Raw genomic sequence first — 22,378 nt, 5'->3', positions numbered from 1 at the left:
CATACCTCTTAATAGCAAAATGTCGCAAAAATAACCTTGCGCAGTTTCACACGTTATTGCATGCTTACACACTTATATAGATAGCTATCACTCTTGATTTAGATTCGTACTTGAATTCATATTTTAATTTTAGCTATCTACTTTCTATCGCCAACCGATATCACTTTCATGACTGAAAAGAAAAATGCCTTTTATTACCGACCAAAGACCAACCAGTCCGCTAACCCTACGGTGCGTTGGACTTTTCTTATCATGGGTTGGATATTCTTTGTTTTAGGTATTGTTGGGGTGTTATTGCCCGTAATGCCGACAGCGCCGTTTATATTATTGGCAGCGGGCTGCTGGGCGCGTAGCTCACGACGCTTTCACTTTTGGCTGATCAATCATAAGTTTTTTGGCAAGTTTGTCCGTGATTGGGAAGATAATCATGCCGTACCGCGCTACGCTAAGTGGCTTGCGACTATTATGATGGCATTATCTACAGCTATGTTGTTTTATAAAATACCAGCAGATATGATGTGGATGGCATGGGTGGTAGCCGTTGTATGTAGTGGGGTAGCAATGTATTTGTTCCGCCTTCCAAACGCTAAATAAACACCAAATAGCGGATAAAAAGCACGATTTTATATATTCGTTTACATGAAATTTGAGATAAAGCTTGCGCTAATGGGATTAGCGTCTTATAATACGCTCAAGCTTAAGAGCAGTTCTGCACCAAATCATTACCTCGTAGTATTAGTTATAATCCTTCGTTTTAATATTTATCGTTCAGTAGCTATTTGCAAGCGTTACCGGTCACTAGGCCACAAATAAATTAAAAAGTAGGATTATTAGTATGTCAGATACTCAAAAAGGTACAGTTAAGTGGTTCAACGAAGCTAAAGGCTTTGGTTTTATCGCTCCAGAAACTGGCGCAGACGTTTTTGCTCATTACAGCGAAATCACTGGTTCAGGTTTCAAAACTTTGGCTGAAGGCCAAGAAGTTGAGTTCACTGTAACTCAAGGCCAAAAAGGCCCACAAGCACATAACATCGTTGCTATCTAATCTTAATTAGATAAATAGATGTTTAAAAAACGGACCTTCGGGTTCGTTTTTTTTTGTCTATGATTTAATGTAAGCTATTTAATGTTGAAACCTTAATATCTATAACTTGAGCTTTATGCCAAATGGCATTGAAGTCAAAGTATAGAATTAAAAATGCCTACGTACTATTGCGATAGTCGTAGGCATTTTTGATTTTGGAAAATGTGATGAATGTTGAGCGATAGGTATAGTCGATCCACTATAAAATAAATACAGCACTACTGGGATAATTTTTCCTTTCTTGCTGTGCCTACGCAGACAGAGGCTGCGCAAAACTCATCCCAGTAGAGCGTTATAATTTTGTACTTCCTTTATTTAGGGCTGACTATATTAAGTAATTGAATCAGTTAGATAGAGCTAATGCCAATATTAATCAGACCACCGCCAACGATCAGCCAACCAAACATAATAGCGCCTAAGATGAGCGGCTTAACGCCAGCTTGCTTAATCGCGCTTAAATGGGTCGTTAAACCCAGTGCAAACATCGCCATCGTTAGCAAGACGTCATCTAGCATAACCATACTATGCTCAAAGCCCTCAGACATCGGCACCCATGTATGCAGTACGACGATAACAATAAAAATAAAGGCAAACCACGGTACGTTGACTTGTTTGACACGCGCTATAAACGACAACTTCTCATCGTTATTTTCATTGTCGCCCTTGGTTAAAGCAAAGGATAAGATAAGTAAAAATGGCGCAAGCATCATGACTCGTATCATTTTGGTCACGACAGCCGTATTCCCAACCTCAGGACTAATAGCATTACCAGCGACTACGACTTGCGCCACTTCATGTATGGTCGAGCCTGTATAAATGCCATACTGTTGGGCATTCAGCCACGGCTGCAACCAACCGAGATGATATAAGAAAGGGTAGAGCAGCATAGCAATAGTGCCAAACACCACAACCGTTGCTACAGCGATAGTAACTTTATGCGCTTCAGCTTTGACCACTGGCTCTGCTGCAATTACCGCTGCTGCACCGCAAATACTAGCGCCTGAACCAATTAATAAAGTTGTTTTTCTATCGACTTTTAGCCACTTAGTACCCAGCCAGTAGGTTAATAAAAAGGTTGAAGTCAATACTAGCGCATCAGTCATAATCGCTGGCATACCAACGCTGGCGACCTGGGTCATTGTCAGCTTAAAGCCGTAAAACATAATGGCTAGGCGTAAAATCTGCCCTTTAGCAAAGCATACCCCAGCATTTAAGCGTTCAGCGAAATTAGGATAAACCGTATTGCCCAATAGCATACCGAGCAAAATTGCTAATGTTAAGGATGATAGTCCAACGATACGGCCGTTCGACCAAGTGTCTAAACTGGTATTAAGCCATAAACAAAATAGGCTACCGATCAGAACCACAACCAGCCCTGCTAAGTGACGGTTAGTTGGAAAATAATGATTCACTGATTGGGCAAAAGCGTGCATGACAGACGCATCCTATTATAGAAAATCAAAATAAGCATAAGCTTATGAATAGACAGTATAAGCCAACCTGATTTATAATAAAAACAGATTAATAAGATATAAGTTATCGAAATTTTAGGTTAGTAAGGTATTATTAAGGGGTTAATATCAATAAATGATATTGAGAGGCTGGCATAAGGTGTAATTTAATAATGAAAAAAGCGATGCAGACGCTACCGAAGATTACGCTAAAACAATTGGCGGTATTTGTTAGTATTTATCAGACGGGTAGCACCAGTCGTGCTAGTGAGGAGTTGCACCTATCACAGTCGGCAGTCAGTAGTGCGCTGACTGAACTAGAAGCAAGATTGCAGATGCCATTATTTGAGCGGGTAGGGCGCAGGCTCAATCAGCACCCTAATGCCCATCCCGTTTATGTACAAGCGCAAGCAATCTTGGGGCAGTCACTAACGCTTGAGCATTATCATAAGTATCAAGCAGGGCAGATTCATATTGGGGCGAGTACAACTATCGGCAATTATGTATTGCCACCGCTGCTTGCCAAGCTATACGAGGCGCTGCCGGATGCCAATGTCGATATGTATATTGCTAATACCCAAGAAGTGGTTAGCGAAGTCGAGCAGTTAAATATTGATATTGCCTTAGTAGAAGGTATGCCGCGTCCGACAGATATGAAAGCCATTGAACAGCGAGAATGGCGGACAGATACTTTGATGATCTTTGCTAAACGCGATAGCAAATGGTTGGTAGGTTTGGCTGATTATCAAGAAAATGAGAATCTTTATAATATTACGATAGCGCAGTTAGCCAAATTACCGCTACTAGTGCGTGAAGCAGGTTCGGGCACGCGGCAGATTATCGATGAGAAGTTGCTCAAGCATCTACCCGATGCCGAGGTCATTATGGCGATTCAACAGTCGGAGGCCATCAAGCATATGGTTAGTGCAGATATTGGCCTTGGCTGCCTATCGCAACATGTTATTGAGACAGAATTAGCGGCGGGAAAACTAGTACAAGTAAAAGTAGCGGGCATTGATTTGTCGCGTACATGGTGGCTAGTTTGGCATAAAGCCCGTCACCAAAGCCCGATTTGGCAAACCTTTATAGATATTATTCAAGAACAAGGCAGTTAGACATATAGTACTAAACATAAAAAAGCGCGCCGTAGATATCTGTCTACAGTGCGCTTTCTTGTGTCTAATACTATGTATTTGATACTAAGTGCTATCTACGCCCAATAGATTAGCTGCGTTTTGACACTGGCTTATCAAGTCTGACTACTAAACTATCACAGGGCACATTTGGCAAGATATTATCCGCCGTTGCTCCGCTTAGCCATGCAGCAATACCGTGACGCTCGTGGCGTCCGATGACCAGTAAATCAACGTCATGCTTATGACAATAATTAACGATACCTTCACTGTTAGAGATGGCGGTGGTTACTTCAGAATTTACCGCATTTAATTCGTTGCGCTCTAAAAACTTTGCCAGCTTTGCGCGCGCTTCTTGGCAGCGCTCATCATCAATCTCATCGTATAAGCTCGAGGCAGGTACCAACTCATAACCAAAGCCTACCATAGTATCTTTGACAATATGTAGTACCGATAGCTTGGAACCAGGACGATTATCAACGATGCGTTTGGCCTTTTGGGCAACTATGTCGGCGTCGGATAATAGGTCAGTAACCAGTAAAATATGTTGGTAAGTCATGAGGATCTCCTCGTAGCAAGTAGTCTTAACTATAGCACTACTATTGACGGCTGTTAAGTAATGGATTGTGGCTTTTAAATATGTACTGGCAAATAGTCCGCTATGCTTCTCGGTAGGATTTAGACATGTCTAATTTTGCAGCCAAACTTATAGAACCAAACTGATGCAGCCAAATGGATAGACAGCCATGCCAAACTTATTGGGGTACTGGCTGATCAAGTTTGACGACTAGGCTATCGCAAGGAGCATTGGGCAAGATATTATCTGCGGTTGCACCGATTAACCATGCAGCGATACCGTGGCGCTCATGACGTCCGATAATAAGTAAGTCAACGTCCTTTTTACGACAGTAATTAACAATACCTTCATCGTTAGAGATGGCAGCAGTGACCTCAGAATTGACTGCTCGTAAATTATTACGTGCAAGGAACTGTGCGAGTTTAGCTCGTGCTTCTTGCCAATGTTTGCCATCGACATCACCTGAGAGGCTAGATGCGGGTACTAGCTCGTAGCCAAAGCGCACCATGTCATCTTCAACGATATGCAGTACCGATAACTTAGCTTCAGGGGAGCCTGCGAGGATACGTTTGGCTCTTTGAGCAACTATATCGGCATCAGATAGCAAGTCGGTAACCAGTAAAATATGTTGGTAGCTCATAATGCGCTCCTATTAGTAGTAACTTCATAGTAACAGTGCTGAACATCTTTGTTAAGGTTAAATCCATATTTTAGTTGTGGTAATTGTGTGGGTTCGGTTGTGAGGATGGTAATGAATGAGGTGGTCGTTATTAAGTAGTTGTTGCACAATTAATAAATGTTCATCAAGCCTTCATTAAACTGCTCGTAGTCATAGTTTGTCTCCTGCTGACTTGACTTATCAATGTGCGAGCCCCATCTATTAGCGCTAGGCCAATTATTTTAAATGATTAAATTTAAAAAATTCCCAGTATAATTTTGAGGTTCAACTCTTTTATAAACACTGTATAACTTATAACCACTGTACAACAGTTTTTATAACGACAATTTTTATCAATCTATTTACCCTGCTCGTAAGGGCATTATTTACATTATGAGCTTTAAGGACAACTATGACTGACACGCCATTTACCGCTGACTTAACTTTGCATCCAGCATTTGAGCTTATTGAGCATCGCCATATTGAGGCGCTATCAATGGATGTGCTGATCAGTCAGCATGTCAAAACGGGCGCGATGCACTATCATTTGGCGCATGCAAGTGATGAAAATGCTTTTTTAGTGGGCTTTCGTACCCAGCCAATGGATTCAAAAGGCGAGGCACATATTTTAGAGCATGTTGCTTTATGTGGTTCTGAGAAGTTCCCAGTACGTGATCCATTCTTTTCAATGATTAAGCGCTCGCTCAATACTTTTATGAATGCGATGACCGCTGCCGATTGGACAGCGTATCCGTATGCCACCCAAAACAAAAACGATTACTTTAACTTGCTTGCCGTGTATCTTGATGCGTCATTTTTCCCCAATATTCACCCGCTCGACTTTGCTCAAGAAGGTATTCGCGTAGAATTAGACGAAAATGATAAGCCGCAGTTTAAGGGTATCGTCTTTAATGAGATGAAAGGTGCCATGAGCGGTGAGATTGATCAGCTCTATCATGCGGTCGCTCATCATTTATTCCCAACGACGACGTATCACTATAATTCAGGTGGCGATCCTGCTGATATTCCTGATCTGACGCATCATGAGTTGGTTGAGTTTCATCAAAGCCATTATCATCCATCGAACAGTATCATCATGAGCTTTGGTAATATTCCGGTTGCTGAGACTCAAGCAAAAATACATGAAGATGCTTTGATTCAGTTTGAAGCAGGTAAAAAACACGTCTCGCGTCCGGAGCAGCGTTTGTCTGCGCCGATTAGTGCCACAGATACTTATACTGCTGACGAAGCTGGCCCTGATCAAACCCATCATGTGGTTGCATGGTTACTACCGTCGATTACCGATCCCAAACAGCGCCTTGCATTACGTTTGTTAGAAGGGGTGTTGATTGAGCATTCTGGTTCGCCGTTGCGTGCGTATCTGGATAGTCATCCGCTAGGAACCTCGCCAAGTCCGTTATTAGGACTGGACGACAGCCATTATGAGATGGTCTTTTATACTGGATTACGTGGTTCAAACCCTGAGCATGCCGATGCGGTAGAGCAGGGCATTATGGATTTGCTGGCTAAAGTTGCTAGTACACCAATCGATGATGAAACTATTGAAACCATCCTACATCAGATTGAGATTGATCAACGTCATATCGGCGGTGATAGCATGCCTTATGGTCTGAATTTGATGTTAGAAGGCTTTAGTACAGCGATACATGATGGCAATCCTATCGATGTGTGGGAAGTGGACGAGCATCTACAATGGCTGCGTGAACAGGTAAAAGATGAGCAGTGGTTGCCTAATTTAATTAAACAGCATCTACTCGATAATAATCACCGAGTACGCGTGACGCTCACGCCGGATAGTGAAAAATCAGCTCGTCTTGTAGCAGCTGAGCAGACCCGTCTCGATACTATCGCGATGGATCTGACGGCTGATGATAAAGATATCCTGCATAAACAGGCGTTGGATTTAGCAGCGCGTCAAACTGCACCGGATGATTTAAGTTTATTACCAAAAGTTGGTTTGGAAGACGTACCGACGGATATCAGCTTTAAGCAAGGCACGCAAAAACAAGTGCGTTTAAGCGGGCAAGACAGTACTTTATTTGAATATGAAGCGGGCACCAATGGCTTATATTATTATCAAGTGATTGTGCCGTTGACGAATGCGATTGGTCATGAGGATACAAGTGAGTTACCAGTTAATGAAGTCATTAATCATCCGCTATTGCCTATATATTTAAGCTTGCTGTCTGAGCTAGGTACGGACTCTTTGAGTGCTCATGAGCTGCAAGCTAAGCAAGCAGCGCATTCATCAGGGGTGACGGCGCGTATCAGCCAGCGCACGGACATTGATGATAGCCAATCAATTAGCAGCTACTTTGTCGTAGCGACGCGCGCGCTTAATCGTAAACCTGAAGCCATTGATTTACTCAAAGAAGTGATGGAGCATAGCGTCTTTACTGAGCATGATCGTATCAAAGAGATCTTGCAGCAGCGTCAAGCAGGCTGGCAGTCAAACCTTGCGGGCTCAGGACATGCTTATGCGATGCAAACTGCCAGTCGCGGTATGAGTCGTCAAGCGCAGCTAGAGTATGTACGCAGTGGCTTGCCGGCACTTAATGCGCTTAAAGAGTTTTTGACGCATGCCAGTCAAGATGATGCGCAATGGGATCAGCTGGCAACTAGTTTGATGGACTTACATCAGCGTTTAATTAGCTTACCCAAACATGCCGTTATCATTTGTGAAGCGGAGCAAACCGAACGCTTAAGCAACTTGATTATCGATAGCTGGAAAGACAGCCGTGCACCAGAGCTGGCTGAAAAGCTGAAAGGTTCTGATGCTGGTATTGAAGATAATATCCCAAGCGAGTTTGCGGATTTAAAATTAGATTCAGCTTTGAATGGTGAAAAAGACGCGGTCAGAGCACTAGAAAGTGGTACTACTGTCGATGTTGAAGATTTGGCTTGGCTAGTTCCGACCAACGTCTATCATAATGCTAGTGCCTATACCGTTCCAGCTGCTGACCATCCAGATACGGCAGCACTAATGGTGTTAGCGCCTTATCTGCGTAATGGTTATCTGCACAGTGCTATCCGTGAGCGCGGTGGTGCTTATGGTGGCGGTGCTGGTTACGATGCCAATGCTTGCTCGTTTAAGTTTTTTAGCTATCGTGATCCGTATTGTGCCGAAACTTTTGCACATTTCGATGCCAGTATCGAATGGTTACTGAATGAGCCACAAACAGATGAGCAGTTAGAAGAAGCTATCTTAGGGATTATCTCAGGTATGGATAAGCCAGGCTCTCCAGCAGGCGAAGCTGTTAAAGCTTGTTTTGCTGACCTGCATAATCGCGGTGCAGACTGGCAACGTAAAATGCGTGCATCGATTTTGGCAGTGACGGTCGATGACTTGCAGCGCGTGGCCAAGCAATACTTGCAAGGGCAAAAACATGTGCGTGCGGTACTCGCGCCATATGATAAAGAAGATGAGATCAAAAACTTAGACTTTAAGGTTTGCAAAATTAAAAGCTAAGAGACTTTGTTAAGCTAAGAGGCTTTATTACAGAAGAGCTAATGCAAAAAAAGCCAAGCGTAATGCTTGGCTTTTGCTATTTCGTATACAATTTAATAGCGTTTAATACTTTGATCCTTACCGATAAGATCTTGATGAATAGGGAAGTCGGACAGCTCATCAAACTGCTTACGATCAGCGAAATAGCTGGTCAAGGTGCGACGTACTGCTTCAAAAGCGATAGTATCCCATGGAATGTCTTCTTCACTAAATAATGCACAGTCTAGGCTTTCAGAGCCGATACCGTAGGCACCATCCTTTAGATCGGTCAAATATATACTGTAGATTTGACCAATATCTGGAATATCATAAATGCAGTATAAATTCGGATTGATTACCACTGCATCCGCTTCTTCAAAGCTCTCGCGTGCTGCTCCTTCAGCCATCGTTTCACCATTTTCCATAAAGCCCGCTGGTATGGTCCATAAACCATATTGAGGTTCGATAGCGCGGCGGCATAGCAGTACTCTTTCTTTATACACTACCAAGGAGCCACAAATTACTTTTGGGTTTTCGTAATGAATATAACCACAATTTGGGCACACCAAGCGCGGTATATTATCAGTAGCTGGTATTTTGCGTTCCGCTTCATGACCGCATTCTAGACAATAGCGCATATCAACTGCCTTATTTTGATGAAATAACAAGAGAGGTAAATGGTTTTTTGATTTTTTGAATGTTTTTATCGGTGTGGTGCTTTTATAAGTATAACCACAAGATATAATTCTAGTTCTAAACTTTATCTTAAGATAGCATAAAACAGCGCAGTGCTGAATGTTGGTAACATGAACACGTCATTTATCAGCAATAGAGCAAACATGCCTTAAATTAAAAGTTGTTAATATACTAGTTAATAGGGTATGACTGCCCTGTTTAGGAACAGCCAGTCACGTAAAGCTTACGTAGTGGTGACTAGACAGCGCTAATTTAGGCTATGATAAAAGCTAGTATATAGCTTAGCGAAACTACCAATACCTAGGATAATGTCTGCCTCTGCCGATGTTGTTATAAATCAAGGCAACGACTACTAAGGCGAGTGCACCTATCAAAGTTGGTGTGATTAAAAAGTGCCACTTAACACCGCCAAGCATGACGATTAATGGGTTTGAACCTGCTGGCGGGTGCGGTACTCGAAACAGTAGCATGAGGGCAATAGCAGTACCGACAGCGAGTGCCAAGCTCCACCACTCAATACCGAATATAGACATAAAAGATAAACCAGTGAAAGTGGTAATAAAATGACCACCAACGATGTTTCTAGGTTGAGCAAACGGGCTTTCTGGATAAGCAAAAATAAGCAGACAGCTAGCGCCAAATGAGCCCAAAATCATGGCGACATTTTGCCAACTACCAATTAAGGCCAGCGCTGCTGTTGCCAGCGTACCGCCTAGCCAAGCGAGCCCAATAATAAATAAGGGTAATCGTTGGGGGCAGTCATCAATTTTACCTTGCATTTTATTTAATGAAAAAATCTTATTCACTAGCGTTTCCTAGATAATATACTGATAAATTTAGCTATTTGATTCATGATAAGTCTTCTTCTTTTTGAGACTTTTTTATGGATAACCTAACTTACTGACACTTCTTAATAAAACTTCTTAACGACACTTAATACTGATAAAAATATAGGCCGATTATAATGTTAATACATCCGCAGTCTGCAAGTTTTGATGAACTGTCAGTCGTTGTACCAACGTTGATTCGTCAACCTACACTCAGAAAGTTGGCTGAACGGGTGCAGCATGAGACCTTAAACGCAGTCACCAGTCCAGCGATGTATAGCTCTTACAATACCTCTCAAAGTGCTCGAATTTTAGACAGTCTATATCAGACACCGATTGCTGATGCTTCGATACTGGTCGCCATCACTCATGAGCGCCATCCAAAGCTGCTACTAACGCGCCGCGCCGCACACATGAACAGTCACGCCGGGGAAGTATCATGCGCTGGTGGTAAGTATGAAATAGGCGATGGCAATAATGTCGTCACTGCCTTACGTGAAGCTTGTGAGGAGACTGCGTTACCGCCAAATAAAGTACAGCTGCTCGGTCAATTACCTATTCAAACCTCTAAAAGTGGCATGAGTGTGCGCCCAATCGTAGCTCTCATTGCTCCAGGCTTAGTGTTGGTGCCTGAGATGGGGGAGATATCGCGCATCTTTTGGGCAGATTTTGAAACGTTACTCACGCAGCCAACCGTAGAGTATTCGGTAGAGTACACGATGCAGGATGAAACCTCGACCATACTCACACCCAGCTGGCAAGTGGAGGGTGAAACAGTGTGGGGTCTGACGGGACGCGTCATTGCCAGCCTACTAGAAACTGGGTTTGATCGGCAGCTTGAATGGTATTACCGTATACAAAACACAAGGCTGTGAAGGTTATAGTCTTATAGCGTCTAACCTTTTAATATACACTTATTTAACGTAGAACCCTTTAACACAGAGCCATAATCGAACACGCTTTTTGTGGATTTATTATAGTTATTGTTTACGCTATTGATAATGGTTCAGGATATTCTATTTACTACTAATAATATTCTTGAGCTATGTTTTTTATTTATAGTAGTCATCGTTTTTCTTAAGCCACCAGTTCATGTTATCTTGGCGCTTAGCGCGGAACTGCTCAAGCTTGTCAGCAACAGCACTATTGTGTTGGCGAGCCGTATCAAGAGCGAACAAGATAGGCACTGAAGACAGTACCCCAAAACGTATCTTTGATTTGGGCAATTGTAGTCCATCACCAACATCATCACCGACTATGGTGCGTGTCACACTAGCATTAACCATCTCAACGAAGCGTCCACGTCGATTGTCCTCACCCATTAGCTGGCGTGGCAAATCGTGCAAGGCTTTGGCAAGCGGTCTGCCCATTTTAAAGTCAAGCTGCTGAATGGATAAATAGGTATAAAGCCATTCCCAGCAGGCGGCTTCATCTTTTGGCAAACGCTGCAAATCAACACCCATCCAGTAGCTGGCAAGATTCCACAGATGCAAGATGCCCTCAGCTTCTTCTGTGCTAATCCGTGCTCCCAGCAGCTGCAATCCACGCATAATTAATAGTGAAAACTGCAAGTGAGTCGCAATCATATCTGTCTGATTAATGGGGATACCCCAATAGGCCGTATTCCAAGTACCATCAGGATTATGATGTTGATCGGCATTTGGTATGACGCCTGCGGCAGCATTGCCTTTACCTTTAAGCAAGTTTTGGCGTACCAATGTATGAATCTGACGTACATGGATTGACTGGCGCCAGCCCTCAGAGCCGATCGCTAATACTTGGTCAATAGGTTTGCGGTTATTATTATGATTATGATGTGCGCTAGAGTCTAGTTGTGGGTGTTCAGATACCGCTAGGATATAAGCGTAGGTACGCATCAAGCGTGGTAGAGCGTCATGCATCAAGGCACCGGTCTGAATGAGCGGTAGCGAGAGAGCAGGGATGCTGTAGCCTGCCATTAGTGCAACGTTACGCAGTAGCCAAATGAGCATCAGCGGATAACGGCGATAGGCGACCGCACCAATTTGCGCAAGCTTGGGATCAAACCAATCAGGGTGACTGCTAAATTGCTCAGTTAATGAGCTAAATGATGGGTTAGTAGTAAGGTCAATATTGATACTAGGATTTACGTTACCATCGACTATCAAATTCTGTAGCGGACGGCCAAAGCGAATCCCATCAGCCGCCAACGCATCCGCCAGCGGATCACCAATATCGTAACCAACTACTATCCCCTCTAATAAATCTTGCGAGATAGTGAAGTCTTTAGGTAGCAGGTAACGCCTGATACGGCGTAGGACTTGTAGATCACTATGATCTGTAATGGCAGTAGTACGCCCATGACGCTGATAGCTCGCTACAGGTTTTTTATTCTGTATAAGCTGCTCATTAGAGATGTCGGTATCACTTTTAGAAGGAGTTTTGGGTTTCATATTTATAATGTACCATCATAGCTGGCGCTACTGATAATCAAATGCGCTAACAGTTGTTATAAACTGTTAGCGCATTATGAAGCTCAATTTATATCATAAGACTCATAATAGGTATTGTCTATATCTAAACCTTCGGCACAAATATCAATGACGAGTTAAATCTACTGATGTCCCGCTGACACTATCTTTTAAGCTTAGTTTTAGCATGATGTAACCAGCAATACCAGATACGATCGAGCCCATAATGATGCCTAAACGTTCATCGAATAGCGTGGTATCGCCAGCAAATGCCAAGCCACCGATAAATAAGCTCATGGTAAAGCCAACACCGCACAGTAAAGCGGCACCGTAGATTTGCTTGTAATTCATCCCTCTTGGCATGGTTGAGATACCAAGTTTAAAGATTAACCAGCACATAATCATAACGCCTAGTTGTTTACCGATGAATAGCCCTGCGGCGATACCAAGTGGCACTGAATGGAATAGCTCAGCAAGACCTGCACCTTTTAGCGATATACCGGAGTTGGCAAAGGCAAATAATGGCAGAATACCAAAAGCAACGGTATTATGTAAATCATGCTCTAGCTCTTCAAGCGGTGAGTGTTCAGGATCAGTACGGTCGAACATAGGGATAAATAGTGCTAAAACCACCCCTGCTAAAGTCGCATGAATACCGGATTTGAGTACCGCAATCCACATAATGACACCGATGAGCAGATAAGGCGTAATGCTGGTGACGTTGCGACGATTAAGTAAATATAAAAAAGGCAAACACAAGCCTGCGACCGCTAATGACTCTAGTGATAAGTCATTGGTATAAAATAAAGCGATGATTAAAATCGCCCCAATATCATCAAAAATAGCAATTGATACTAAGAACACTTTTAATGAGTTGGGTACGCGGTTACCTAAAAGACTCAAAATACCGAGAGCAAACGCAATATCAGTTGCTGCTGGAATTGCCCAGCCTTTCCAAAACTCAGGCTCACTATAGTTGAACATTAGATAGACAATGGCTGGCATAATCATGCCGCCTAATGCAGCACCAGCAGGTAATATAATCTGCTTAACGTTAGATAACTCGCCAATGAGCACTTCGCGTTTGAGCTCAAGTCCGACTAAGAAAAAGAAAATCGCCATGAGACCATCATTTATCCAATGATGAGCGTCTTTGGCAATTGCAAAGTCGCCAATTTGAATGGCGACGGGTGCATGAATAAAACCTTGATACCAAACACTAAGGGGGGAGTTGGCAATAATCATTGCAGCAATAGCCGCCAACGCTAAGACAATACCGCCTGCTGCCTCAAATTCAAAAAACGCTTTAACCCTTCGTATTGCCATATCATCCTCATTTGCTAAATACGTACAGTAAACTCAAACGCCTATCTATCAACTTCGTAATATTACGGATAGCTCGCTTCAGTTTCTCATAATTTCATCAATATAAACAATAAAATGCGTTAAACAATATATATCAGTCTACCGCGCAAGGTCATGACAGGCGATATAAAGACGATGATATGATTGATAGCGCTACTACGACCGGTTAAATATCTTTGGCCTAAAGACTTCTTCCTTGAAGTTTTTTTATTGCTATAGGGTATTCTATGTTTTGCTATAGATACTCGCAACAGCCATTATTAGGATATGACAGTCTAGCTATTTTTCTAGATAGCTTTGCGACCGCCATCATAAAATATAATGCCGTGACATGATAGTGCCCATAGACAGATAGTGTTTACCGCTCAGTAGGCGGATACTAACTAGTAAATCTAGCAGACTTTGTTACGTTTTGGTTTTTTTTATAGTTTTAACTCTATAATGGGCCGCATCTATTTGTGAATTAACTGCTTTTCAATAAAACTCTCAACTTACTCTTTATTCTATTTTGATATTCATGTTGATGTTAATGAGCTCTAGGCTAATAGTCTAGCGCTTACTGTTGTTTTTATTAGAATATTATTACAAGGTCAGTTTCATGGACTTATCGTTATCCCTAGAAATTATTTTGATGCTCACTGCGGTAGCCGCGCTTGCTGGCTTTATTGATGCTATCGCGGGTGGCGGTGGACTGTTGACCATACCAGCTATGCTACTGGCCAATATCCCGCCAGTGCTGACACTTGGTACTAATAAGCTACAAGCAGCCTCAGGCGCGCTTGCTGCCTCTATTACGATGATTAGAAAAGGTGTCGTCAAGCCTCAGCGTATCAAGGTTGCTATTATTGCCGCGTTCATCGGTTCTGTTATCGGTACTATCGCCGTGCAAATGTCTCCGCCTGACTTGCTCGAAAAGCTGATTCCTTTCTTGATTGCTGCTATTGGTATTTATACCTTATTTGCACCTAGGCTTGGTGAAGTAGAAGCAGCACCGCGCATTTCAGAAGGTAAATGGCAAAAAGTCGTTGCGCCTTTAATTGGTTTTTATGATGGTTATATTGGCCCGGGAACTGGTATGTTCTTTGCGCTTGGTAATGTCGCTCTACGTGGTCGTCAGATTATCGAAGCGACAGGTGCGGCAAAGGTCTTGAACTTATCTACCAATATTGGCTCGCTGATTTTCTTCATTTTGGGCGGTAATGTCTTGTGGAAAGTAGGTCTGGCAATGATGGTTGGACAAACGATAGGGGCTTATTTTGGCTCACATATGGTGGTCAAGGGTGGCAGTAGGCTAATTCGTCCGATGATTGTGCTGGTATGCTTAGCCATGCTGACTAAGTACATGCTTGGCTAATCTTCCCATAATGTACAACATCTTTATGTGGATTATCCCAACAAAAAACCTCAGCCAATTTGACTGAGGTTTTTTATATCTATTTAATGTTAAGGGTTAGCGACGACGATCAACATCATCGTACTCACTACCCATCAGGCCATCGCTAAAGACTTCAGAGAACGCACGCTCGTTGTCTTCATCGATATGACCATCAAATACGTCTTTGGCACCAGCATTAGGATCGTTATAGATAGCAACGTCCATTTTATTTTCTGATTTTGCCACAATAGCGGTCACTGCTGCATCGCCACCAACGTTTACTGCGGTACGTAACATATCTAAGATACGATCCACACCTAAGATAAGGCCAATACCTTCAATAGGTAAGCCGACTTGGGCAAATACCATAGATAGCATAATCAAGCCAACGCCCGGTACACCAGCGGTACCGATAGAGGCCAATACCGACATTAAGATAACAGTCAGGTATTCGGTCACGCCCAAATCAATACCGTAAATATTGGCAATGAAAATGGTCGCTGTCCCTTGCATGATAGCCGTACCATCCATGTTGATGGTTGCACCAAAAGGAACGGTAAACGAAGCGACTGAGTTATTAACACCCATACGCTTGGTGACTGTACGCAAGGTAATCGGAATGGTGGCATTCGAGCTTGAAGTACTAAATGCAAAAATCTGAACTTCGCGCATTTTTGCCAAAAAGGTCTTGATTGATAAACCTGAGAATAGCTTGAGCACGATCATCATCGTAATAAAGAAATGGAAAGCCAGTGAGCCAACCAGTACGGCAACATAACCCAATAATGACCAAATAAGATCTAAACCCAGCTCTGCCATGGCTTTGGTCAACAGTGCAAATACACCATAAGGAGCAAGGTTCATAATGATGGTCACCATCTTTAAGATGACTTCATTGATTAATTCCAAGCTCTGTACCAAACCTTTAGCGGGCTTGCCAACCATCAAGATACTGATACCGATTAGAACGGCAAAGAAAATGATGGATAACATATCGCCATTTGCCATCGCACTGATAGGGTTGGATGGGATAATATTGGAGAATACATCAAGCAGTGGTGGCGCTGAGGCCGCTTCAAATTCTGCTGCGGTCTCGACGTTCATGCCTTTACCAATGCCAAACACGATACCCAGTCCAATGGCCGTCGCAATAGCTAATGCTGTCGTCATCATATAGATGAGAAAAGTCTTGGTACCAATGCGGCCAAGCAAGCGGATGTCACCAATACCGCAAACCCCGCAAATAAGAGAGATTAATACTAAAGGTACAACTAGCATTTTGAGTGAGTTAACGAATAGCTTACCGATGATAGCAAGGAAGCCATTGGTAATATACGTATTAACAAAGCCGCCTTCAGCGTTTAGTCCGGAATAATTTATAAATAAACCCAGTATAATACCGAGCACCATGGCAACGATAATCTTGCCCGTCAGTCCCATATTTTTCCACATAACTTACATCCTTGGTGTACGTAACTCTCAGTAATAAGCTGGGTATTCAAATCAATATGATTATAACCACTGCTCTCATCACGAGCCCTGTTACGCCTATTAAATTCTTTCTAGTCTCATGTTTTGGGGGACAATATAAAAGAATTGTTAGGGGCACTGCAAGATTTTTTTATCATTCAAGTCATATTTACCTATCGACATGACAGCTTATAAAAGCTATGTGCCCAGAAAATAGCTATTATTTATTCTAAACGGTTTGTTTCTGATATGAAACAAAATTTTTATGAATGGCTTTTAGGCCATGTAGATGACGTTATGAGAGTGACGATCCAGCGTGGATTGCATTCAATTTTACTGACTTCATATTTATAAGGTAGGGATTAATATATTAATGAGGAAGTTTCAAACAAAAAAAACGGCCTGCGCACAGACCGATTTCTACATAAGACAAAATTATTTACCTCAACAACTTATTTCGCGTTTTGAAAGCCACCGTAATACTTCACTGGTGACCAGCTTGGGATAACAGCAGGCAATTTTGGATCAAACTTTTTATATTCTTTAGCACCATAAACTGGCTTACCATCTACAATCGTTAATACGGATTCGATACCTTTGATTTTTTCTTCAGGTACGGTGAAGTAGTCATCAGATAGCAATACAAAGTCTGCATACATGCCAGGTTCTAGCGTGCCTTTTACTTTTTCTTCATTGGAGAACCATGCACTGCCTTTGGTATACACTTGCAAAGCATCTGCTCTTGATAATACATTGTCCTTGCCATACAACTGGGTGCCCCCAACAGTCTTACCTGTGCTCAGCCAATATAAAGCAATCCAAGGGTTATAGCTTGATACTCGCGTACCATCCGTACCAGCACCTAGCGGGATACCCATATCAAAAATCTTTTTGAATGGTGGCGCAGTACTAGCCGCTTCTTTGCCATAACGCTCGACGAAGTATTCACCAGCATACGACATCCGGTTTTGAACAGAGATTCCGCCATTTAAACGTTTAATTTCTTTCAACGTCTCATCGTTCACCGTCTCTGCGTGATCAATGGCCCAGCGCATATCGTTACGGATTTTGCCGTTGTTTTCACGGTCAATCTCATCTACCAAATCAACGATGAGCTTGGTGTTTTCACCATAGGTTGAATGCTGTCTAAATGGCCAGCCCTCATTCACATGCATTTGAATGATTTCTTTGGTTTGCGCGCGCCAGCCTTCGTTGTCTTTAATAAATGGTTTGGGTGCGAGGAAGTTCTCAAAGTCACCGGCTGCCCACGTCATATACTCGCCGCCACCTTTTAATTCATAACCGTGCTCATGTGCTATATCTTCATTGACAGAGGCTTCGTTGTTCGCCATCCACTTCTCAAAGGCGGCACGCTCTTCGCCTGCTTTTTGCGGGAATAAATAGTATGAGATGCGCAATGAAGAATTACCACTAGTTGCTAGGGCTTTAGACGCTTCATAGTCTTCTGGGAATGTATGACCACCACCGCCTGCATCAATTGCGCTGGTGAGACCAAAACGGTTTAGCTCGTGATTGAAGTGCTTGGTCGAGTTGATCATCTCTTCTTTAGATAAAGCTGGCAATGCACCGATCACTTTATACAAAATCATGGCATTGGGTTCAGCCAAAAGTACACCCGTCAGCTTACCGTTTTTATCTTTTTCATAACGGCTTTGATCGTTGGGTGGCTTAGTATTTTCATCGATATCTAAAGCTTTTAGACCTGCTTCATTCAGCCAGCCGCGACTGTATAAATACAAGACAAAGGTAGGGGTATCACCCGTCGCTTCGTTAATCTCTTCAATAGTTGGCATGCGTTTTTCTTCAAACTGATGCGGTGACCAGCCACCAATCACACGTACCCACTGACCCTCAGGCGTTCTATCCGCTTGCTCTTTTAACATTCGCAAAGCTTCTTTCAATGATTTAACACCGTCCCAACGTAGCTCAGTGTTATAAAAACGACCACCACGCGTCACATGCAGATGTGAGTCATTAAGACCCGGAATCAACGTTCTACCATTCGCATCAATAACTTGCGTGTCCTTACTACGTAAACGTAGGATATCTTCATCGCTACCTGTACGTAATACTTTGCCATCTTTTACCGCAATCGCCTCGGCAGTACTTCTCTCATCATCCATCACCGCTACTTTGGCATTGGTAACGATCATGTCAGCCACCAACGCTTTAGGCGCGCTCACGCTTGCTGGGGGGGGGGTGTACCGCGCATGCGGTTAAGACGCTCGCTGCACCAGCAAGCAAAATCATATTTTTCATCATTAGAATTCCTTTACCGTTGACTAAGAATTTTAATTTATCATATTATCTTAACGTTATCAGTCATCTATTAACTTTTATTAATGAATTTTACAATAAAAAAACAAAGGCTTGGATTTGGTTTCGTATGACAGTTTGCTTTCAAATGGATCGTTTTCAATAATGATTCTATAATTCAACTAACTACCTTATAAAGAGCCATAAAAAAAGCAAAATTACCATTATAAGGTAATCTTGCTTTCGATAGTCTTGTTTGCGATAGTATTAATAGGCTATGAGTCGATTAGGGATAACGTGTTAAAGTTTATAAAAGGGCTTTAAGCATAATCGTTATGCTTTGTCATCTTCTTCGCGACGTAATCCATCTTGCCACTTAGAACCCTCTGTAGAGTCAGTTTCTACCTTATCACTGTCAACTGGTTTGCTTTCCACTGAATCTGATTGTTTATCAATACCTTTGCTATGATTGTAGCCCATACGTTCGCTAAGCGTTGACTCCGCATCACGGCTACGGTGATCAAGAGATTCTTCTTCAGGATGCGACTCATCAAAGTCAGTTTGGGCACTGATTTCTTTAGCTGTATCTTGCTCATCGACCATTTTTACATCCCCATCTGCCTCATAACCGTGGTCTGGATTGTCATCGCCAGTAGGCTCAGTATCTTCGGTTAGCGTGTCATCAACTGATACCCCGTTTCTAGCTTGGGCATCGTTTTTCAATTGCGCATAATCAGTAAGCTGGTGTACCGCATTTTCTAAACTATGCGGATTAAAACGCTCTTGTGCATGCAATAGGTGCTCATCGAACACATCGGTAAGGAGGGAATCGAAGCGCAATGCATTATATTTAATGAGCTGCTCAGCCTCAGTTTCAGTAATATCACCGTTTTGACTTGCATATACCACATGGTCTTCAAAGGTCAAACCTTCAAAACTATCGTCATGCTCTGCTTTTTTGAACTTGTGCCATAATGGTTCAACTTCAAGCAGCGTCTGATAAGCGTGTTCCATACGACCCGTAACATCATCAGGATCTGTGTTGTAGTACACCATCGTTTTGAGATAATCGCGGAATGGGTTGGCTTCATGATCATCCATAAAGGTATCACCCAATCTGGTCTTGAGCTCATCACTTGCTGGCGTAAAGATACGTCCACTAGGGAACGTCACAAAGCTAACGACATTGGCTGCCATCCGATGAGGAAAGTTTGCAAAGAACGAGACGAAAGCTTCTTGAATAGCGCATAGACTATCTTGTAGGGCGACCTCTGCATGTAAACGTTCTGCTTCTGACTTACTACCATGCTCATAAAACTGCAAAATAGCAGTCGCAATAAATAAATGACCATGAATGTCAGCTAAGCGTCCAGAGAGCATCTCTTTGCGTTTTAAGTCACCAGCCAGCAGTCCTAAGGCCATATCTGCAGTGAGGGCAAAGCTAGCACTTAAGCGGTTGATATGCTTGTAGTAGGGGCGGGTAAAGCTATCTGCAAAGCTTGGAGCGTGACTACTACCACCAACGTAACCTGCGACAAAGGCTTTCGCACCGCGATTAAAGGTATAACCTAAATGCTTAAAGAATAAGTTATCAAACTGCTCTAATACGCCTTCTTTATCCTCACTTTGTAATAGTTGCAACTCGTCAAATAGGTATGGATGACAGCGCATCGCCCCTTGACCAAAGATCATCAGTGAGCGCGTCAAGATATTTGCGCCTTCAACCGTAATAGAGACTGGAATAGCTTGATAGGGAGCCGCCAAAAAGTTACGTGGGCCCATTTGGATAGCGCGGCCTCCAACGACATCCATAGCATCATTGACCACTCCACGCATAGTTTCAGTCGCATAATATTTTGCCATTGCAGTCATGACTGATGGCGTACCACCTTGATTTAATCCGCAAGTAACTAAGTGACGAAATGCCTCTAGCATATAAGTTTGGCTAGCGATGCGACTGGTTGCATCTTGTACACCTTCAAATTTACCGACAGAGATTTTAAATTGCTCACGGACTTTGGAAAAGGCACTAACTGATAAATAACTCATCTCGCTCGCTGAAGTTGAAAGCGCTGGTAAAGAGATACCACGTCCAACTCCAAGACATTCCATCAGCATCCGCCAACCGCGACCGGCGTTCTCGACCCCGCCGATAATATAATCTAGCGGAATAAAAACATCAGTGCCATCAACCGTACCATTCATAAATGGTGAGCCACTAGGATAGTGGCGTGGGCCTATAATCACGCCCTCGTGATCAGCAGGTATTAAAGCGCAAGTAATACCATAATCAGTCTTGATAGGATCACCAAGCAAGCCTTCTGGATCATGCATTTTAAACGCCAGTCCTACGACAGTTGCGATAGGAGCAAGCGTAATCCAGCGTTTAGAGAAGTTCATGCGCAGACCGAGCGTGTACTCGCCATCGTGAATACCGTAGCAGACTATCCCTGTATCGGGGATAGCGCCTGCATCAGAGCCCGCCTCAGGACCCGTCAAACCAAAACAAGGAACTTCTTCACCTTTAGCAAGTCCTGGTAACCAGCGTTGCTTCTGCTCGTCTGTACCATAGTGCATCAAAAGCTCACCAGGGCCGAGCGAGTTTGGGACCATGCAGCTAACCGCAGCCGTTGACGAGCGCGAAGCAATCTTACTCATAACACGACTTTGAGCATAAGAGCTGAAATCTAAACCACCATACTCTTCAGGGATAATTAAACCCAAAAAGCCGTTAGCCTTGATAAATTGCCAAGCTTGGGGCGTTAGATCTTTATAATCTTGAGTAATTTCCCATTCATCGAGCATTGCACATAGGGTCTCAACTTCATTATCAATGAAACTTTGTTCGCGTTCAGACAGCTCAGGGTAAGGGTAGTTGGCAAAGGTATCCCAGTTTGGCGCACCCATAAACAGCTCTTTTTCCCACCAGCTAGTACCAGCGTCCAGTGCTTCACGCTCAGTATCACTCATACTTGGCATTGCACCGCCTAGTGCTTTATAGACTGGCTTGGTAATAAGTGCTTGGCGCATCGGGGCGATCAACAGTACTAGACATAGCAGCGCAATTGGAATGCCTAAAATTAACGACCACGGACTTATAAAGGCAGTGACTATTACAGTAATAATAGCAACGATACTACCGCTGACACGCGATAAGGACAGTAAAAATATGGCCAAGACGACGGCTAACTGAATGATTACTGCTAAAATAAATAAGCCAATCGCCATGACTGTCTCCTTGGCAAAATATGAATAGGGAATTGGGAAGTATAAAAAACGCTAAGTTGGTAATAATTTGATGATTAAAGCCAATATTAGACAAACTATTTTAAATATTATTTTTTATGCTGTCTTTAAATGTTATCGCTTATCTGGTTTAAAATAGTAAGTAATTAATACATTTGATAAGTACTGACTGCGTTAAATATAAAGTAACTACTGATATAAACGATAAAGATACAGATTGTAAATAAAGTTATCTACCAATATGAAATAGTTCTTAAAAAC

16 protein-coding genes are annotated in these 22,378 nt (G+C 42.8%); 6 read left to right on the top strand and 10 right to left on the bottom strand.

The features are described from left to right. Positions 1-168: 168 nt before the first annotated feature. Together AK823_RS11760 and AK823_RS11755 are read left to right on the top strand one after the other, a co-directional pair. Positions 169-594 carry a YbaN family protein gene (locus AK823_RS11760; RefSeq protein WP_068329440.1) on the top strand — a complete coding sequence of 142 codons (426 nt, stop codon included), beginning with the start codon at positions 169-171 and terminating at the stop codon, positions 592-594. 241 nt (positions 595-835) lie between these two features. Next, the gene (locus AK823_RS11755; RefSeq protein WP_010201661.1) at positions 836-1,045 is read left to right on the top strand and encodes a cold-shock protein; all 210 of its coding nucleotides are present in this window, start codon (positions 836-838) and stop codon (positions 1,043-1,045) included. Positions 1,046-1,431: 386 nt separating this feature from the next. Here the strand turns inward: AK823_RS11755 and AK823_RS11750 are convergent, their stop codons facing one another. Beyond that, the gene (locus tag AK823_RS11750) at positions 1,432-2,517 is read right to left on the bottom strand and encodes a YeiH family putative sulfate export transporter (protein ID WP_068329437.1); all 1,086 of its coding nucleotides are present in this window, start codon (positions 2,515-2,517) and stop codon (positions 1,432-1,434) included. A 191-nt stretch (positions 2,518-2,708) separates the two neighbouring features. On the opposite strand from AK823_RS11750, the gene AK823_RS11745 reads away from it, so the two are divergent. Continuing rightward, on the top strand, positions 2,709-3,650 hold the full coding sequence (locus AK823_RS11745; protein ID WP_068037857.1) for a LysR substrate-binding domain-containing protein: 942 nt from the start codon (positions 2,709-2,711) through the stop codon (positions 3,648-3,650). Positions 3,651-3,759: 109 nt separating this feature from the next. On the opposite strand, the gene AK823_RS11740 is transcribed toward AK823_RS11745, so the two are convergent. Together AK823_RS11740 and AK823_RS11735 are read right to left on the bottom strand one after the other, a co-directional pair. Then, positions 3,760-4,227 (bottom strand): universal stress protein, encoded by a 468-nt coding sequence (locus AK823_RS11740; protein ID WP_068037856.1) that lies wholly within the window; start codon positions 4,225-4,227, stop codon positions 3,760-3,762. A 196-nt stretch (positions 4,228-4,423) separates the two neighbouring features. Continuing rightward, positions 4,424-4,885, bottom strand: coding sequence for a universal stress protein (locus tag AK823_RS11735; RefSeq protein WP_068037855.1), 462 nt, complete (start codon positions 4,883-4,885; stop codon positions 4,424-4,426). A 430-nt stretch (positions 4,886-5,315) separates the two neighbouring features. Here AK823_RS11735 and AK823_RS11730 point away from each other — a divergent pair, with 430 nt between their 5' ends. Continuing rightward, positions 5,316-8,393: an insulinase family protein gene (locus AK823_RS11730; protein WP_068329435.1), complete on the top strand. Its 3,078-nt coding sequence runs from the start codon at positions 5,316-5,318 to the stop codon at positions 8,391-8,393. A gap of 92 nt (positions 8,394-8,485) precedes the next feature. On the opposite strand, the gene AK823_RS11725 is transcribed toward AK823_RS11730, so the two are convergent. Together AK823_RS11725 and AK823_RS11720 are read right to left on the bottom strand one after the other, a co-directional pair. Continuing rightward, positions 8,486-9,049 (bottom strand): NUDIX hydrolase, encoded by a 564-nt coding sequence (locus AK823_RS11725; RefSeq protein WP_068329433.1) that lies wholly within the window; start codon positions 9,047-9,049, stop codon positions 8,486-8,488. A gap of 348 nt (positions 9,050-9,397) precedes the next feature. Further along, complete coding sequence (locus tag AK823_RS11720) at positions 9,398-9,913, bottom strand: HPP family protein (RefSeq protein WP_228138862.1); 516 nt, start codon at positions 9,911-9,913, stop codon at positions 9,398-9,400. A 158-nt stretch (positions 9,914-10,071) separates the two neighbouring features. Between AK823_RS11720 and AK823_RS11715 the strand changes: the two genes are divergently transcribed. Further along, positions 10,072-10,809, top strand: coding sequence for a CoA pyrophosphatase (locus AK823_RS11715; RefSeq protein WP_068329431.1), 738 nt, complete (start codon positions 10,072-10,074; stop codon positions 10,807-10,809). Between the two features lie 177 nt (positions 10,810-10,986). On the opposite strand, the gene AK823_RS11710 is transcribed toward AK823_RS11715, so the two are convergent. Both AK823_RS11710 and nhaA read right to left on the bottom strand, forming a co-directional pair. After that, on the bottom strand, positions 10,987-12,366 hold the full coding sequence (locus AK823_RS11710) for an oxygenase MpaB family protein (RefSeq protein ID WP_068329429.1): 1,380 nt from the start codon (positions 12,364-12,366) through the stop codon (positions 10,987-10,989). Between the two features lie 144 nt (positions 12,367-12,510). Then, positions 12,511-13,710 (bottom strand): Na+/H+ antiporter NhaA, encoded by a 1,200-nt coding sequence (gene nhaA, locus AK823_RS11705; protein ID WP_068329427.1) that lies wholly within the window; start codon positions 13,708-13,710, stop codon positions 12,511-12,513. Between the two features lie 637 nt (positions 13,711-14,347). Between nhaA and AK823_RS11700 the strand changes: the two genes are divergently transcribed. Continuing rightward, positions 14,348-15,103, top strand: coding sequence for a TSUP family transporter (locus AK823_RS11700; protein WP_068329425.1), 756 nt, complete (start codon positions 14,348-14,350; stop codon positions 15,101-15,103). Positions 15,104-15,199: 96 nt separating this feature from the next. Here AK823_RS11700 and AK823_RS11695 read toward each other — a convergent pair whose 3' ends face one another. The 3 genes from AK823_RS11695 to AK823_RS11685 form a co-directional block, all read right to left on the bottom strand. Next, complete coding sequence (locus AK823_RS11695) at positions 15,200-16,576, bottom strand: dicarboxylate/amino acid:cation symporter (RefSeq protein WP_068037820.1); 1,377 nt, start codon at positions 16,574-16,576, stop codon at positions 15,200-15,202. A 470-nt stretch (positions 16,577-17,046) separates the two neighbouring features. Beyond that, complete coding sequence (locus AK823_RS11690) at positions 17,047-18,768, bottom strand: amidohydrolase (protein WP_082785717.1); 1,722 nt, start codon at positions 18,766-18,768, stop codon at positions 17,047-17,049. A gap of 436 nt (positions 18,769-19,204) precedes the next feature. Then, the gene (locus tag AK823_RS11685; RefSeq protein ID WP_068329423.1) at positions 19,205-22,099 is read right to left on the bottom strand and encodes an acyl-CoA dehydrogenase; all 2,895 of its coding nucleotides are present in this window, start codon (positions 22,097-22,099) and stop codon (positions 19,205-19,207) included. Between the last annotated feature and the right edge of the window lie 279 nt (positions 22,100-22,378).

Source organism: Psychrobacter sp. P2G3 (assembly GCF_001593285.1).
Taxonomy (GTDB): domain Bacteria; phylum Pseudomonadota; class Gammaproteobacteria; order Pseudomonadales; family Moraxellaceae; genus Psychrobacter.
This window is presented reverse-complemented; position numbering and strand designations above follow the sequence as displayed.